General features: G+C 68.2%; 11 protein-coding genes, 1 tRNA gene and 1 pseudogene. 6 read left to right on the forward strand and 7 right to left on the reverse strand.

The features are described 5' to 3' along the window. Positions 1–10: 10 nt before the first annotated feature. Positions 11–83: transfer RNA gene (locus tag N4R40_RS06715), tRNA-Arg, on the forward strand. A 114-nt stretch (positions 84–197) separates the two neighbouring features. On the opposite strand, the gene N4R40_RS06720 is transcribed toward N4R40_RS06715, so the two are convergent. Both N4R40_RS06720 and N4R40_RS06725 read right to left on the reverse strand, forming a co-directional pair. After that, positions 198–653, reverse strand: a complete 456-nt coding sequence (locus tag N4R40_RS06720) for a helix-turn-helix transcriptional regulator (RefSeq protein WP_261606593.1) — start codon at positions 651–653, stop codon at positions 198–200. A gap of 380 nt (positions 654–1,033) precedes the next feature. After that, positions 1,034–2,119, reverse strand: a complete 1,086-nt coding sequence (locus N4R40_RS06725; RefSeq protein ID WP_261606732.1) for an MFS transporter — start codon at positions 2,117–2,119, stop codon at positions 1,034–1,036. Between the two features lie 161 nt (positions 2,120–2,280). On the opposite strand from N4R40_RS06725, the gene N4R40_RS06730 reads away from it, so the two are divergent. After that, the gene (locus tag N4R40_RS06730; RefSeq protein ID WP_261606594.1) at positions 2,281–2,868 is read left to right on the forward strand and encodes a TetR family transcriptional regulator; all 588 of its coding nucleotides are present in this window, start codon (positions 2,281–2,283) and stop codon (positions 2,866–2,868) included. A 71-nt stretch (positions 2,869–2,939) separates the two neighbouring features. On the opposite strand, the gene N4R40_RS06735 is transcribed toward N4R40_RS06730, so the two are convergent. Then, a complete protein-coding gene (locus N4R40_RS06735) occupies positions 2,940–3,764 on the reverse strand; it encodes an alpha/beta fold hydrolase (protein WP_261606595.1) in 825 nt (274 codons plus the stop codon). A 118-nt stretch (positions 3,765–3,882) separates the two neighbouring features. Here N4R40_RS06735 and N4R40_RS13195 point away from each other — a divergent pair. Together N4R40_RS13195 and N4R40_RS06740 are read left to right on the forward strand one after the other, a co-directional pair. After that, positions 3,883–4,056, forward strand: a pseudogene (locus N4R40_RS13195) (winged helix-turn-helix domain-containing protein); the annotation flags it as partial. An 81-nt stretch (positions 4,057–4,137) separates the two neighbouring features. After that, the gene (locus N4R40_RS06740; RefSeq protein ID WP_261606596.1) at positions 4,138–6,429 is read left to right on the forward strand and encodes an ATP-binding protein; all 2,292 of its coding nucleotides are present in this window, start codon (positions 4,138–4,140) and stop codon (positions 6,427–6,429) included. Positions 6,430–6,476: 47 nt separating this feature from the next. On the opposite strand, the gene N4R40_RS06745 is transcribed toward N4R40_RS06740, so the two are convergent. Then, entirely contained in the window at positions 6,477–7,166 is a 690-nt protein-coding gene (locus tag N4R40_RS06745) for an MBL fold metallo-hydrolase (RefSeq protein ID WP_315902490.1), read from the reverse strand. Positions 7,167–7,238: 72 nt separating this feature from the next. On the opposite strand from N4R40_RS06745, the gene N4R40_RS06750 reads away from it, so the two are divergent. Continuing rightward, entirely contained in the window at positions 7,239–7,793 is a 555-nt protein-coding gene (locus tag N4R40_RS06750; RefSeq protein WP_261606597.1) for a TetR/AcrR family transcriptional regulator, read from the forward strand. Between the two features lie 56 nt (positions 7,794–7,849). Here the strand turns inward: N4R40_RS06750 and N4R40_RS06755 are convergent, their stop codons facing one another. The 3 genes from N4R40_RS06755 to N4R40_RS06765 are packed head-to-tail and all read right to left on the reverse strand — an operon-like array spanning position 7,850 to position 13,709. After that, positions 7,850–9,160: a M1 family metallopeptidase gene (locus tag N4R40_RS06755; RefSeq protein ID WP_261606598.1), complete on the reverse strand. Its 1,311-nt coding sequence runs from the start codon at positions 9,158–9,160 to the stop codon at positions 7,850–7,852. Continuing rightward, positions 9,157–13,092, reverse strand: coding sequence for a Pls/PosA family non-ribosomal peptide synthetase (locus N4R40_RS06760; RefSeq protein WP_261606599.1), 3,936 nt, complete (start codon positions 13,090–13,092; stop codon positions 9,157–9,159). Before N4R40_RS06760 ends, N4R40_RS06755 begins: the two co-directional genes overlap by 4 nt. A 2-nt stretch (positions 13,093–13,094) precedes the next feature. Next, positions 13,095–13,709 carry a hypothetical protein gene (locus N4R40_RS06765; RefSeq protein ID WP_261606600.1) on the reverse strand — a complete coding sequence of 205 codons (615 nt, stop codon included), beginning with the start codon at positions 13,707–13,709 and terminating at the stop codon, positions 13,095–13,097. Between the two features lie 184 nt (positions 13,710–13,893). Here N4R40_RS06765 and N4R40_RS06770 point away from each other — a divergent pair, with 184 nt between their 5' ends. Next, entirely contained in the window at positions 13,894–15,006 is a 1,113-nt protein-coding gene (locus N4R40_RS06770; protein WP_261606601.1) for a phosphate ABC transporter substrate-binding protein PstS, read from the forward strand. The last annotated feature ends 41 nt before the right edge of the window (positions 15,007–15,047 follow it).

The raw sequence follows: 15,047 nt of genomic DNA on the forward strand, positions 1-15,047 counted from the left end.
CGATCGGTACGCCTCCGTAGCTCAGGGGATAGAGCGTTGGTTTCCGGTACCAAAGGTCGCTGGTTCGATTCCAGTCGGGGGCACTTAGAAAACACGGGGATGGCGGGGCCTTCGGGCCCCGCCTTTTCACTGCCGTGACGCCGTAGTGACAACATCTGCGGGACCCGCGCCAATGATTCAGGTCGTGGAGGTTCGGCTCACCGGGCCGGTGAGAGCAGTGCGGCTGCGGCGGCACGATTGGGTACGTCGAGTCGGCGCAGGATGCTGCTGACATGGTTTTCCACGGTGCGCTCCGAGAGGAAGAGCAATCCTGCGATCTCGCGGTTGGTGAGGCCCTCTGTGACGAGCTCGGCAACCTGAGCCTCGCGCGGGGTCAGGCGCGGGTCATCGCCCCCGAGCGCGATGATGGCGTCGCGTGCGGCGAGCGAATACCACGGCGCATGCATTCCTTCGCTCTGAACCCGGGCGTCCGAGAAGTGGCCTCGTGCCGCAGTCCGACGTCCCAGGAAGTTGGCGAGTCGTCCGAGCGTCAGCGAAACCGGGCCGCGGTATGGTGCCATCGCCACGGTCATGTTGTGCTGGTGCCGATACGGAAGAAGCATCTCGTAGAGCCGTGCAGCGACGACGGTGTCCTCGGCAAGGACACTGATCACGCTCAGCGGTTTTCGCCGCCAACTCGAGGTGAACGGAACGGTCCGCGATGTTGAGCTCGAAGCGGGTCGCAGTGTCTGGCTTCCCGCTCAGAGGCACACCGGAAAAAACACCGGGACCACCCCGACTCACACCATGCTCGTTGAGCTCAAGGGCCCAGCGGCCGGCATCCCGATCGAAGGGATGCTCGGGCCCGACGTCCCGTAGACGCACTGGTTCTCGTGTCTCCGCTTTTGCGACCCGTTCGGTCGCGTGCGCGGGGCTTGGAGATCGGTGAAGCCGAACGACGCAACCGGCTGCGGCGCTGACTCGGCGTTGCCACAGATGAGCTCCACCGCGACGCCATGCTGTTGCGAGAGGCGGGGCCGATGCCTTGCCGGTGTTAGGTGGCGAGGGTGCGCTGGCGTTCCGCCGTCCAGATGAGGAGGGCGAGGGCGAGGATGCCGGTGGCAGTGATCATGATGGTGGTCCAGCCACCGAGGTCCCAGAGGAGGCTGGCGAGGGCTGAGCCGATGGAGCCGCCGATGAAGTTGCCGACGACGAAGACGGTGTTGAGGCGGCTGCGGGAGGCGGGGTCCACGGACAGCATCCGGGTTTGGGTGAGGACCATGACTGATTGGATGCCGATGGAGTAGATCGCGATGGCGACGATGATCGCGGCGAGCGAGGATGCCCCGAGCCCGGCGACGACGAAGCCGACGATTGCGAGGGCGAGTCCTGCACCGATGGCGGGGACGGCGAGTCCGCGGTCGTAGAGGCGGCCGACGCGCAGGGCGGCGGCGGCTCCAAAGATTCCGATGAGGTTGATCAGGCCGATCTGGGTGGCCGAGAGCGCGAAAGGCTCCTCGATCAACAGCAGCGTCAGTCCGGTCCAGAACAGGGTGAACGTCGCCATCGCGGCGGCGCCGATGAGTCCGACCCAGCGGGCGGTGGCGCTGAGCGCGTAGGTGCGGAGCACGGATCTCAGCAGTGACCCGTACGCGACCCGTGGGCGTGGGGGCAGGGCGGGCAGGGATCGGTGCGTGACGATCGCGAGGGCGAGCATGACGATGGCGACGCCCAGGTAGAGAGCCCGCCACCCGATCAGGTCGGTGACGATCCCGCTGATGGCGCGGGCGATCATGACACCGAGCAGGATGCCGGATGCCACGGTGCCGAGCACGCGACCCCGTTGGTCGTCGGCGGCGATGTCTCCGGCGAGGGGTGCGAGCAGCTGGCCCGACACGGTGCTGGCGCCGACGATGGTGAGGGCGATCAGCAGCACCGGGAACGTGGGTGCGAAGGCGCTCACGGCGAGCATCACCGCCGCGAGCAGCATGAACGCCGGGATCATCCGTTTCCGGTTGATGATGTCACCGAGCGGGACGAGGAAGAACATACCGACCGCGTAACCGATCTGGGTCGCTGTGACCAGCAGTCCTGCGGTGCTCGTGGACACACCGAATCCGTCCGCGATCGTGCCGAGGATCGGCTGTGCTCAGTAGAGGTTGCCGACGGCAGCTCCGCCCGCGACCGCGAACAGGATGGTCGCGCCCGGCGTCATGCCTCGGGGCCGGGTGCCGAGCGGGCCGTTCGTCATTACGCGATATCCCGAAATTAGCAACGCATGCGTTGGATATGGAGGGTGCGATGGCCTGGGATGTGGAGGGCACCAAACGAAAGATCATCGATGCGGCGACCGTCGAGTTCGTCGCACACGGTCAACACGGAGCCACGATCGAGCGCATCGCGCGGCGGGCCGGTGTCAACAAGGAGCGTGTGTACAACTACTACGGCGGCAAGGCGGAACTGTTCGCGCTCGTCCTTCGCGACAAGGTGGCCCGAGGGGCGGGGGCAGTTCCTTTCCGCCCCTCGGGCGTCGAGGAAGTCGCCGAGTTCGAGGGTCGATTGATCGACTACAACCGTGAGCATCCCGAACTCATCAGGCTGCTGATGTGGGAGGCGCTCGCCTACACCGAAACGGTTCCCGACGAAGATAAGAGGGTCGCGATGTACCGGCAGCGCACCGGCGAGCTGGAGGCCGGCCAGCGGGCCGCCGCGCTCACCGACGAACTCGACGCAGACATGCTCCACGTCATGCTGCTGGCCCTGGCCGGATACGGCGCGCTGCTCCCCCACGTCGTCCGCATGATCACCGGTCACGACGCCAGCGAAGACCGCTACCGCGGCGCCGTCATCGAGGGCGCGCGCCGGCTCGCCACACCCACACGCCGCTAAGCGGGCGCGGGACCTGGCGAACGGCGACCACCTGACCGGCAAGGCCCGGCTGCCTTGCCGGTCAGGTGTGGTCAGATGGCATCCCAAAAGGCTTCGATGGCATCGGCCGTGGCGGCGGGTTGTTCGACTTGTACGAGTGTTCGCGCCCCGGGAATCACTGCCGTGCGCGCGTCGGGGATGAGGGCGGCTGCCTCGGCCATGATGTCGGGAGACCACTCGCCGCGATCGTCGCCTGTCACGAGTAGTGCGGGAGCGTGGATGCGCGGTAGGCGGTGGCTTGCATCCGTCCGGTTGATGATGAACGACGTCACGGTGCGTGCCAGCGCTTTCGGGGAGGTCCCGCGCATCGCATCGTCGATGAGGCTTGTCATCGCTGCGTTTTGGCGGTTGCTTTTTGTGAGTTGGGCATCCTGGACGGCGTGCCGTAGATGCGCAATCGGTCCGAAACGCGCGAGCATCATGTTCGCGATGATCAACTTGATCCGGAAGACAGGATCGATGGGCTGCACCGGTGAACTGATGGCAACGATCGATCTGAAGAGCTCTGGGGAGAGGGCTCCGGCTGTCATTCCTACGTGCCCGCCCCAGGCAGTGCCGACCCAGTCGACGGGTCCCGCGCCCGGCAGCTGGGTGATGATCTGCGCCGCGACTTCGGCGCATTCCTCGATCGATGTCAATCGTGCGAGCTCGTCACTCGAGCCGTAGCCCGGACCGTCCAGCACGATGAGCCGTCGCGTCCGGGCGAGTCGGTCCACGATCGGGTTCCAGCTGCTTCCAGTGACGAACATCCCGTGCCAAAGGATGGCGGTCGGACCGGCGCCGAGGACGCGTGCGTGCACGCGTCCGAGTGATGTCGCGAAGGTGAGCGTCGTGAGCGCTTCCGTTGATGAGTTCATGTACGTAGCCTCAGACCTCGCACGTGTGCTCGCGGTTCCCGCCGTCCTCCGCAATGATTCTGCAATGGACGGATTTACCCGTACGGCACCGGTGGTCCACATTCGCGCGCTGGGAACGATGCATGCGGAGGCCGATGATCGCAACGTCACGCTCGGTGGACCTCGGGCGAGGGCGCTCCTGGCGGCGCTCATCCAGGCGAGAGGGAGGGTCTTGTCTTCCGAAACGCTTCTGCACGACGTATGGGGGGAAGATTCGCCTGGTCGGCGTTCGTCGTTGCGGGCCACTATTTCGCGGCTGCGTGCCACTGCGCTGGGTGAGCATCTCAGAGGAGGGCGGGACGGGTATGCCCTCGTTCCCGGCCCGCATCTTTCGGTGGACGTGTGGCGGTATGCCGATGTTGCCGAGGGGGATGCGGTTCCTCTCGCGCACGCTCTGGAAACGCTCGAAGTCTTCCGTGATCCATCGACGGTTGATGCGTTGCCTTATGAGGGCGCCGGCGTTTCCCCGTTCCTGCCCGCGGCGCGCGCGCAGGTGAGCGCAACGGTTCGGCGGGCGATCGTCCGCGCCGTCGATGCGCACCGCCGGCACCCTCTCGCGATCGCCATCGCCGAGAGGCTCCTCGCCATCGACCCGGACGATCCTGAAGTGCGAGGGCTGCTGGTTGCCGCACAAGAGTCTGCGCTGGGGCACAGCTTCTCTGAGGTCTCGGCGACGGTCGAGCGTCGCGGTGCGCTTCCCGCGGCGCCGACGCGTCGGATCGGAGTACCGTCGCCTGTCGCGGCGTATCTCCGACGCCCGGAGGATGAATCGCGCCTGGCCACGGCGTTGCGGCTTTCCCGCCTGGTGTCTCTCGTCGGTGCGTCAGGGGTGGGCAAGTCGCGCCTGGCGATCGAGTGGGCGCGCGGCCAAGCGAGTTCGACGCAAGAGCATGTCTGGTTCTGTCGAGTGGACGGTGGCCGCTCGTGGATGCGGGAGCTATCCCTCAGCGTGGGAGCTGCCGGCGGGACGACTGAGGATCTCGTGAAGAGGCTTGCGCCGTTGCGGGGGACGATCGTCTTGGACGGACTGGATGAGAGTCCCGACACTGTCGACGATCTGATCACGATCCTCGAACAAGCGCATGGCGTCTGTGTTCTGATCACCGCCCGACGTGCATTGGGGCTCCCGGGGGAGAGCGTGCGCCGTGTGGCCGCCTTGAGCCATGCAGACGCGAAGGCGCTGTTCGCACTACGCATGGGATCGTCGCCTGATGATCGTGAGGTCCAGTCCCTCATCAGCGCTCTCGGGGGGCTTCCCCTGGGAATCGAGATGGCGGCGGCCCGTGTTGCTCAGATACCACCCGGCTCGGTGATCGAGGTGCTGCTGACTCCGCGTGACGGTGGCGCCTCACTGGACACCGCCCTCGACACGACGATCGCCCTCCTTGGGGATCCCGAGCGCGACGCTCTTCGCGAGCTGTCCGAGTTCCGCGGGCCCTTCGCTGAGGACGCCGCGGCCGCCGTCGGGGGGACGACCCAGGACGAATTGGAGACGCTGATTCGGTGGTCGCTGGTGCGCGAGGAGCTACTCGGCGACCTTCGGCTCTTCCGGATGCCCGAAGCTATCCGCCGTCACGTGGCCACGGGAAGCGCACCACCAGAAGGATCGCGGAGCCGTCACACGGCGTGGTTCGCAGCCCGCGCATTGCGCGCCTTCCACGATCTCACGACGACGGATGCGCGGGAGGCCTGGCAGCGGTTGGACGCCGAGCGTGCTGATATCGCCGCGGCGTTCGAGAACGCAGTGATGGATGGAGATAGGACGAGCGCGCTCAGCATCGCGGCCGGCCTCTCGTGGGCGGGCGTGCAAACGGGCACGCAACAAGCGACGCTCGGCCTGGCTCGACGCGCCGCTGCCGTCCCCGGTGAAGCGCCGCCGCACATCGAAGCACAGTCACGACTCGGTCGTGGCATCCTGGCATACCAACTCGGGGCCGTGCCGGAAGCCCGCGTCGCGCTCGATGAAGCGATCATGAGCGCCGCGCGCGCGCAGATCCCAGATCTCCTCGCTCTCGCCCATGCGTTCTCCGCCTACCTCCACACCCTCGACGCAGACGGCGCGGAACACGCGATGTCCGCGATCCTTGCCGCCCACGATCACGTGGCGGAGGCCTCCTCGAGCACGCGAGCGATGGTCACTCTGATCTCCGCACAGGTTGAGCGCGCCGCCGGCGACCATTCCCGAGCTCTTCACCATGCGAAGACCGCGCATGAACTCGCCGATCACGCGGGCCACGGTTGGGTGAGTCTGATGTCACGCGTGGTGGAAGCCAAAGTGCGTCTCGACGCGCGCGATCCTCACGCGTCACTTGCTGCGATCTGTGAAGTACTTGACGAACCTCGAGTGCTCGCCGATCCGATCAGCGTTCTGATCGCGGCCTCCGTTGCCGCCGGCGCTGCCGCGGCGTTGGGTGAAGATGCAGCCGGAGCGCGAATAATCGGCGCCGTCGACGCCATCGGACTCCGCTACGGTTTCAACCCGCGGGCGAATGAGCCCGCCGACTTCGCGCGATACCGTCGGCGCGTACGCGAGGGACTCTCGAGCCAGGAGTGGCGGGATGCCTACGCGAACGGCACCTCGTTGACGCTCGCGGAACTGGTCGAACAGACATCACGCCTGCGATGACACCCCATCAGGCGCCTGGCTGCGGCAAACGACATCTCCCCCGCGAATCAGCCCGCGCCGCGAACCGCAGCGACGATGCCTGCGGGTTCGCCGCGCCACGGCGCACCGTGCCCTGGCAGCACCCACGTCGCGGACAGGTTGGCGAGGCGATCGAGAGACCTGAGCGCCTGCGCCGGCTCGTCGGTGAAGGGAGCGGGTTGCGCACCCTCCCGCCCGGTGAGCACGTGCTGAGTGGTGAGAGCGTCGCCGACGAAGACGGCCTCCGCGATCGGGACGTGCACGGCGACACTCCCCGGCGAGTGGCCAGGCATGCCGATGATGACCGGGGCACCAGGGAGGTTCAGGACCTCTCCGTCAGCGACCTCGATCACTTCGTGCACGTGACGAGTGCGCAGCGCGTTCTTGCGCAGGCTGTACGCGAGGAAGCGCAGCACGGGACCGATACGGGCCGGGCCGATCTCGGTCTTCGGCTTCTTTCCTGTGCGCACCCGATGCGCGTCGGCGGCGTGGATGAACACGGGCACACCGGCCTGGCGCAGCCGCTCGGCGAAGCCGATGTGGTCACTGTCGCCGTGCGTCAGGACGAGCCCACGGATGTCGTCGACACGCTTTCCGAGCGCCTTCAATTCACGCTGCAGGTCGTTCCAATGACCGGGGAGGCCCGCATCGATGAGGGTGATTCCCTCCGGCAGATCAATGAGATAGGCGGCGACGATGTCGTTGCCCAGGCGATGCAGATGCGGCGCGAGCTTCGTGGCGAATCCCTTTCAGAGGTCTGCGATGTCTAATCCCCATAGCTATCATAGCTAATGTCAATACCCATGGAGGTCGAGATGCCGACGCCGCCACGAACGTCCTACGCCGAGATCATCACCGCAGGTCGAGAGATCCTCGAGTCCGCGGGACCGGAGGGGCTCACAATGCAGGCAGTCGCCGCCCGCGTCGGCGTGCGCGCACCGTCCCTGTACAAGCGCATCCGCGATCGCGAGGCGCTCCTCGTTGCCGTCGCCGAGGCCGTGGTCGACGACCTTGCCGTGCGGTTGGAATCGGCCGGAACGGACCTCACCGCGCTCGCCGCAGCGTACCGTGCCCACGCGCACGCCCAGCCGGCCGGGTTTCGGCTGATGTTCACGGCCTCCGCTCCGCTGAATGCCCTCCAGCGAGCCGCGCGCCCCGTGCTCTCGGCATCCACCGCACTCGTGGGCGAGGCTGACGCCCTGCACTCGGCCCGACTCATCACGGCGTGGGCCACCGGGTTCCTCCAGATGGAACTCGCCGGTGCGTTCCGACTCGGTGGCGACGTCGACGAGGCGTTCGCCTACGGGCTGGATCGGCTGGTCCGGGGGCTGCGTCAGGAGAAGTGATGCGCACGCCGCCTCAGCCACCCGGCGACCGAGGACTTCAACGGCGCTGGCGATGATCACCGAGACGTCGAGACCGCGGGGTGCGGCAGCGGTGGCAGAAGCGGAGAATCCAGCCACGCCGCGAACAGACCGGTCAGATCGACACCGGTCACCCCCGACGCGAATGCGCGGAAGTCATCGCTGGTGACCAGGGCATGGCGATGCTCCGACGCCCACTCCCGCACGACCGTCGAGAACGCAGCTGAACCGACCGCGCACCGCAGGGCGTAGAGGGTGAGCGCGCCGCGCTTGTACACCCGGTCGTCGAACATGAGGTCCGGACCGGGGTCGCCGAGCACGAGATCCTGCGGAAGCGCCCGCACTCGCGCATGGTATTGCGCAGCTCGCGCCGCAACCGTCGGGCCACCCGAGGCTTCGGACCACATCCATTCCGCGAAGCAGGCGAATCCCTCGTTGAGCCAGATGTCACGCCATCGGGCCAGGCCGACACTGTTGCCGAACCACTGATGCGCGAGTTCGTGGGCGATCAGCCGCTGCTCTTCAGGGACGAGGTGGTTGACGCCGAACACCGCCATCCCCTGAGCTTCGAGCGGGATCTCAAGCTCATCGGCCGTGACGACGAGAGCGCAATCCTCTTGCGGGTACGCGCCGAATTCCGACTCGAACACCGCGAGCATGCGCGGCACATCCTGAAATGCGCGCCAGACGCCCGCGCGCAACGCCGGCGGGGCGAACACACGCACGCGCGCGTCGCCGGCGAGCGCGGTCTGCTCGTACGCGCCGATATGGACGGCGGCAAGATACGTCGCCACCGGCACGGCGGATTCCGAAGTGACGGTCACCCGTCCGCCGCTGACCGACTGCCCCAGCGGGCGACCGGTCGGCACAGGGAGGTAGCCGGCATCCGTCGTCACGGACATGCGCATGCGCGCACGGTCGTCGGGGCGGTCGTTGCAGGGGAACCACGTGGGCGCTCCGGTGGGTTGGGCGGCCACGAGAGATCCGTCCTCGAGCTCCTCCCAGCCGATCGTGCCCCACCGAGACCGGCGGGGCCCCGGAGAGCCGGCATACGTGATGTCGAGGGAGAACCGCTCCCCCGCGTGCAGAGCCCGCGCCGACTTCACGCGGAGTTTGCGCGGTCCCTGCGTGAATTGGGTGCGGCGATCGCCGTCGAGCCGCACGCGCGTCGCACGGAGCCCGACGAGGTCGAGACTGATCGCGGACACGGCCGTCGTCGCGACGGCGTTGATGAGCGCCCGACCCTCGAGCCGGTTGGTGCGCACGCGGTAATCGATCTGAAGGTCATAGGACTCGACGTCGAAGGTCGAGTCACCGCTCTCGGGTGTGTACGGGTCGTGACCGCTCACGATGTCGACTGGTACGCGCGCGCCTTGACCGCACGCCACGGGCCGATGGGGTTGCCGCTCCACCGCGATCCGACCGGCACCGATTCGCCGCGCATGACGAGGGATGCCGGACCCACCGTCGCGTGCGCACCGATCGAGGCCGCAGGGAGGATCACGCTGTGGGGCCCGAGGGTCGCCCCGGCTTCCAATTCGACGGTATCCATACTCATGATTCGATCATGGAACAGGTGGGTCTGCACAACGCAGCCGCGATTGACCGTCGATCCGTCGCCCAGGGTCACGAGATCGGGCTCCGGCAGCCAGTAGCTGTCGCACCAGACACCGCGCCCGATCGTCGCACCGAGCGATCGCAACCACACGGCGAGAGCGGGGGTGCCGGCCGCCGCGCGGGCGAACCACGGCGCCGCGACCATCTCGGTGAAGGTATCGGACACCTCGGTGCGCCACACGAAGCTCGACCAGAGGGGCTGTTCGCCGGCGCGGATGGGACCGACGATGATCCACTTCGCGAGCGTCGAGAGGCCCGCCGCGAGTGCACCGGTGAGCAGGAGGACGAGCCCGGAGAGCAAGACCGCCCAGGCCAACCCGAAGGACTCGATCAAGGCTGCCAAGGTGAACATCACCAGCAGTCCGAGCCCGCAGGTCACAATGACCGGCACGATGCGGCCGAGTTCCCACAGCGCCCGCGCGACGCGCAGCCGCACAGGCGGCTGGTACGTGCGCGTCTCGTCGCCCTCCGCCGAAAGTCTCCGGAGGCGCACGGCCGGCGACCCCAGCCACGACGAGCCCGCTTTGGCTTTCATCGGAGCCGAAGACAGCACCGCGACCAATCCGTCGCGGGGCACGCGGTGTCCCGGTGCGGCCATGCCGGAGTTGCCGAGGAACGCGCGCTTGCCGATGCGGACCTGCCCCAACCGCATCCAGCCTCCCCGCAACTCGTAGGAGGCGACCATCGTGTCGTCGGCCAAGAAGGCGCCATCTTCGATACGGGTCATCGACGGGATCAGGAGCACGGTGGATGCTTCGACATCGCGCCCGACGCGAGCGCCCAGCATCCGCAGCCACACCGGCGTGAACAGGCTGGAGTACAGGGGGAAGAGGACCGTCCGCGCCGAATCGAGCAGGCGTTCGGTCGCCCATGCCTGCCACCCGACCCGGCTACGTACCGGATGCGTGCCCTCGTCCAGGCGGATCGCCAGGAGCCGCACGGAGACCACCACGGTCGCGGCGTAGACGAGTCCGGTGACGAGCACACCGGGCACGAGCCAGAGGAACGCTCCGCCGAGCGCGGTCCCGAGGGAGTCCGCTCCGATAACGCCTTGTGCCACGACGAGGCCACCGGCGGCGAACGACACGATCGGCACGAGCGCAAGGAAGACGGCCGAGAGCGCATAGGCCCAGAGCCAGCGGGTGGGGGCGGGAGCCCGCTCGGTAGGCCACTCTCCCGACCGGCCGCCGGTGCGTTCGGCCGGGGACCCTGCCCAGGTCTGGTCGGCGCGCACGCGTCCGAACACGGCCGATCCCGGTGCGATCTCGGCGCGACGGCCGATCCGTGTGCCGGGCGCCAGAGTGCTGCGCGACCCGATCGTCGCGTCGGCCCCGATGCGGATGCCGCCGATCCGCACGACGTCCCCGTCGATCCAGTAGCCCGACAGATCGACCTCGGGCTCGATGGCCGCGCCGTCGCCGATCTCCAGCATCCCTGTGATGGGCGGCAGAGCATGCAGGTCGACGCCGGTGCCGATGCGTGCGCCGAGCGCACGCGCGTAGGAGCCGATCCACGGTGCGCCCGCGAGGCCGACAGCGTCGACCTGGTCGGCGATCTGCTCCGCGAGCCACAGGCGCACGTGCACCCAGCCACCGCGCGGGTAGTCGCCGGGTCGGAGACCCCTCAACAACACACGGGCCGCTGCGGCCGATATCGCCATGCGCCCGAACGGGGTCGCGAAGACGAGCAGCCCCACGACGAGCACCGGCCACGGTGTCGCCGGCAGCACATCGAACCCGGGCGCGAGGCGCAGGAGGGCAGACGCGGTGAGGAGGTACAGCAGCCACCGGATGCCGGAGAGGATGAACAGGGGCACGCCCAGAATCGACTGCACCCACTGCATGCGACGGGGTGTCGGCGCGGGACGGTGGAACGTCGCGTCGACATCGTCCTGGAGGGCGGCGCCGAGCGCCTTGGCCATCGCCCCGAGGCGGGGGACGTCATAGATGTCGGCGACGGAGAACTCCGGCACCCGCGTGCGGATGCGGGAGACCAGCTGGGCTGCCGCGAGCGATCCGCCACCGAGATCGAAGAAGTCCACCTTCGTGCCGGTGACCGGCATCCCGAGGACGGCCTGCCACTGCTCCGCAAGCCACGCTTCACCCGGCGAGAAATCCGTGTGGGGCAGCTCGACGTTGGGGAGCGGCCACGGAAGAGCGGCGCGGTCCACTTTGCCGGAGGTACGGATCGGCAGGTCATCGACGACCGCGAGCAACGGAACCATCGGAGCCGGCAGCCGGGCGGCGAGATCGGCGCGAGCGGCGAGACGATCGAAATCGGCGGGCGCCGCGAGATACCCGACCAACACGGGTACGCCGGCCTCGGTCATCCGCACGGCGGCGGCGGCACCGGTCACGCCGGGCAGGTCCTGCAATGCGGCTTCGACCTCACCGAGCTCGATGCGGCGTCCACCGACCTTGACCTGGTCATCCGCTCGGCCCTGGAAGATCAGGCCCGCGCTCTCGAAGCGCACCAGGTCACCCGACCGGTAGGCACGATCCCACCCGAGAGTCGGGAACGGCGCATACTTCTCGGCGTCCTTCGCCGGATCGAGGTAACGCGCGAGACCCACCCCACCGATGATCAGCTCACCGATTCCCCCCTCGGCAACAGGCTGTCCATCGGCATCGACCACCGCGAGGCTCCAGCCGTCGAGCGGCAGGCCGATGCGAACCGGTCCCGGCACGCCCAGCGGAGCGGCACAGGCGACCACCGTCGCCTCGGTCGGGCCGTACGTGTTCCAGACTTCGCGGCCTTCTGCCGCGAGACGGGTCGCGAGCTCAGGCGGGCAGGCCTCCCCGCCGAAGATCAGCACGCGGACGTTCTCGATCGAATCCGCAGGCCACATCGCCGCGAGAGTCGGGACCGTGGAGACCACCGTGATCCCCTGCCGGAGCAGCCAGGGAGCAAGATCCTCGCCAGAGCGCACGAGCGAACGGGGCGCGGGCACGAGGCATGCCCCGTGGCGCCACGCGAGCCACATCTCTTCGCACGACGCGTCGAACGCGACCGAGAGCCCGGCCAGAACACGGTCTTTCGGACTGAGCGGTTCATCCTGCGCGAAGATGCGGGCTTCGGCATCGACGAACGCGGCCGCTGATCGGTGCGAAACCGCGACACCCTTCGGGACCCCGGTGGATCCGGAGGTGAAGATGACCCACGCGTCGTCGTCGACCGTCGGCGGCGGCACAGTGACGATCGCGTGCGTGGAGGGATGCGGGGCATCGCCCGCGAAAAGCTCGGATTCCTCCAGCGGCATACCTTCGGAAACCGACGACGTGTACGCGCCGGCACCGGTGATGACACCGCGGACACCCGCCTCGCCGAAGACGAGTTGGGCGCGCTCATCGGGGTCGTCGAGATCGACGGGGACATATGCCGCGCCGGCCGCGAGGATGCCGAGAATACCGATATAGAGCTCTTTGGACCCTGACGCCATTCGCACGCCGACGCGGTCGCCGCGGCGCACCCCGGCTTCGTGCAGGCGCGCGGCGGTCGTGCCGACCCGCGCCATCAACTCCCGGTAGCTGAGCGCTCCGGATCCGTCGTCGATCGCCGAGGCCTCCGGGTAGGTCGCGGTCGTGGCCCGGATGATCTCCAGAAGTGTGCGAGGCTCCGGCGCTGCGGACGAGCGATCCAGAATCTCCTGACCGGATGCCGACACGTTCAGGAGAGCAGGTCGATCAGCTGCGCCTTTGTCAACCGCGAGTGTCCCGTGTGACCGGCCGCTCGGGCGCGCGAACGCAACTGCACGACGGTGAGGGCCGAGAGCTCGGCAGGGGCAGCCTCGGACGCATCGTCATCCGTCGCGAGATCAGCGGCAGGTGCCGTCAACTCCGCGGCGAGTGCATCTCCCGCCGTCGCGGCGTCGAGTTCCGCACGCGCGGCGACCTTTTCAGCTCGCCGCGCGGCCTTCTTGAGCGACTTCGCCTCGGCCGCGAGGAGGGCGGCGTCCTCAGCGGCGCGCTCAGACGCGGCGGCAGCAGCGCGCGCATCGGCGCGCGACTGCGCTTTCCGCTCGGCAGCGGCGACCGCTTTCGCGACGGCGCGCTCGAGTCGGCGCGCGGCGCGCTCGGCATCCTTCGCGACCCTTTTCGGCTTGCGGCGCACCTTCTTGGTGGAGACATCGGCCGCATCCCGCGCGTCGTCGATATAGTCCGCGAGACCGGATGCCTGCTTCTTCGGCAGCCCCTTGGCCGTCTTCTTCGCGCGCGACACCGCAGCTGAGGTCTCTTCGATCGCCTCGCGCGCCGCACGCTCGGCCTTACTCGTCTTCGCCATGGCGCACAGGATAGCCCCGGTGGGTTAACCACAGGAGAACGCAGGCGGCATTTCGTCCGTTCGAGCGGCCCGCGTTCACCTTGCGTTTACCCACACAGCGCACTCTCGTAAGAGTCGGTGTCTACGGTCATGCCTGGCCCTGCACCAGGGCTGCCATCACAGGACAATCCCGAAGGACACACACGTGAAGCTCACCCGCCTCGCCCAGCTGGGCGCAGTCGCCGCCATCGCGGCACTTACGCTCACCGCTTGCGCATCGAACGAAGGCACCCCTGCTGCCACGGACGGCGCGACCGATGGCGCCGTCGCGCTCTCCGGTGAACTCGCCGGTGCCGGCGCATCGTCGCAGGACGTCGCCGTGCAGGCCTGGGCCGCCGGCTTCCAGACGGCCAACCCGGACAGCACCATCACCTACGACCCGTCCGGATCGGGCGCGGGACGCGAATCCTTCCAGGCCGGCGCTGTCGGCTTCGCCGGCTCCGACCGCGCGTTCACGACCGACGAGATCGCCGAAGGCCCCTTCAGCGCGTGCGTCGCGGACACCGGCATCATTCAGATCCCGTCCTACATCTCGCCGATCGCCGTGATCTTCAAGCTCGACGGCATCGAGACGCTGAACCTCGACGCCGACACCCTCGCGGGCGTCTTCGCCGGCACGATCACCAACTGGAACGACCCGGCGATCGCCGCGACCAACGAGGGCGTCACGCTGCCCGACCTGGCCATCACGCCGGTTCACCGCGCCGACGACTCGGGCACGACCGAGAACTTCACCGACTACCTGTTCCAGGCTGCACCCGACGTGTGGACCTGGGAGGCCGATGGTGTGTGGCCGGCCACGCCCGTCGCCGGTGAGGCTGCCCCGCAGACCTCTGGTGTCGTTGCTGCCGTCGACGGTGGCACGGGAACGATCGGCTACGCCGACGCCTCGCGCGCCGAAGGCTTCGGTCAGGTCGCCGTCCAGATCGGTGACGAGTTCGTCTCGTTCTCGCCGGAGGCCGCTGCCGCCGTCGTCGACGCGTCGCCGCTGGAAGAGGGCCGCACCGCGGGTGACCTCGCCATCGCGCTCGACCGCACGCCCGACACCGCTGCCTACCCGATCGTGCTCGTGAGCTACATGGTCGCGTGCGAGGAGTACACCGACGCCGCCATCGCGCCGCTGGTCAAGGGCTTCCTCGACTTCGTGATCAGCGCAGAGGGCCAGGATGCCGCTGCTGCCGCAGCCGGTAGCGCACCGATCTCCGACTCGCAGCGCGAGGCCATGCAGGGCGCGCTCGATCTGATCGTCACGCAGTAATACCCCCGTACCCGGTCCGGCATCCTGCCGGGCCGGGTACA

This window comes from Microbacterium memoriense (assembly GCF_025398275.1).
GTDB lineage: Bacteria > Actinomycetota > Actinomycetes > Actinomycetales > Microbacteriaceae > Microbacterium > Microbacterium memoriense.

Excerpts from the sequence above, each read along its gene's own strand:
- N4R40_RS06730 (WP_261606594.1), top strand. The coding sequence starts at position 2,281 with ATGGCCTGGGATGTGGAGGGCACCAAACGAAAGATCATCGATGCGGCG.
- N4R40_RS06735 (WP_261606595.1), bottom strand. The coding sequence starts at position 3,764 with ATGAACTCATCAACGGAAGCGCTCACGACGCTCACCTTCGCGACATCA.
- N4R40_RS06750 (WP_261606597.1), top strand. The coding sequence starts at position 7,239 with ATGTCAATACCCATGGAGGTCGAGATGCCGACGCCGCCACGAACGTCC.
- N4R40_RS06765 (WP_261606600.1), bottom strand. The coding sequence starts at position 13,709 with ATGGCGAAGACGAGTAAGGCCGAGCGTGCGGCGCGCGAGGCGATCGAA.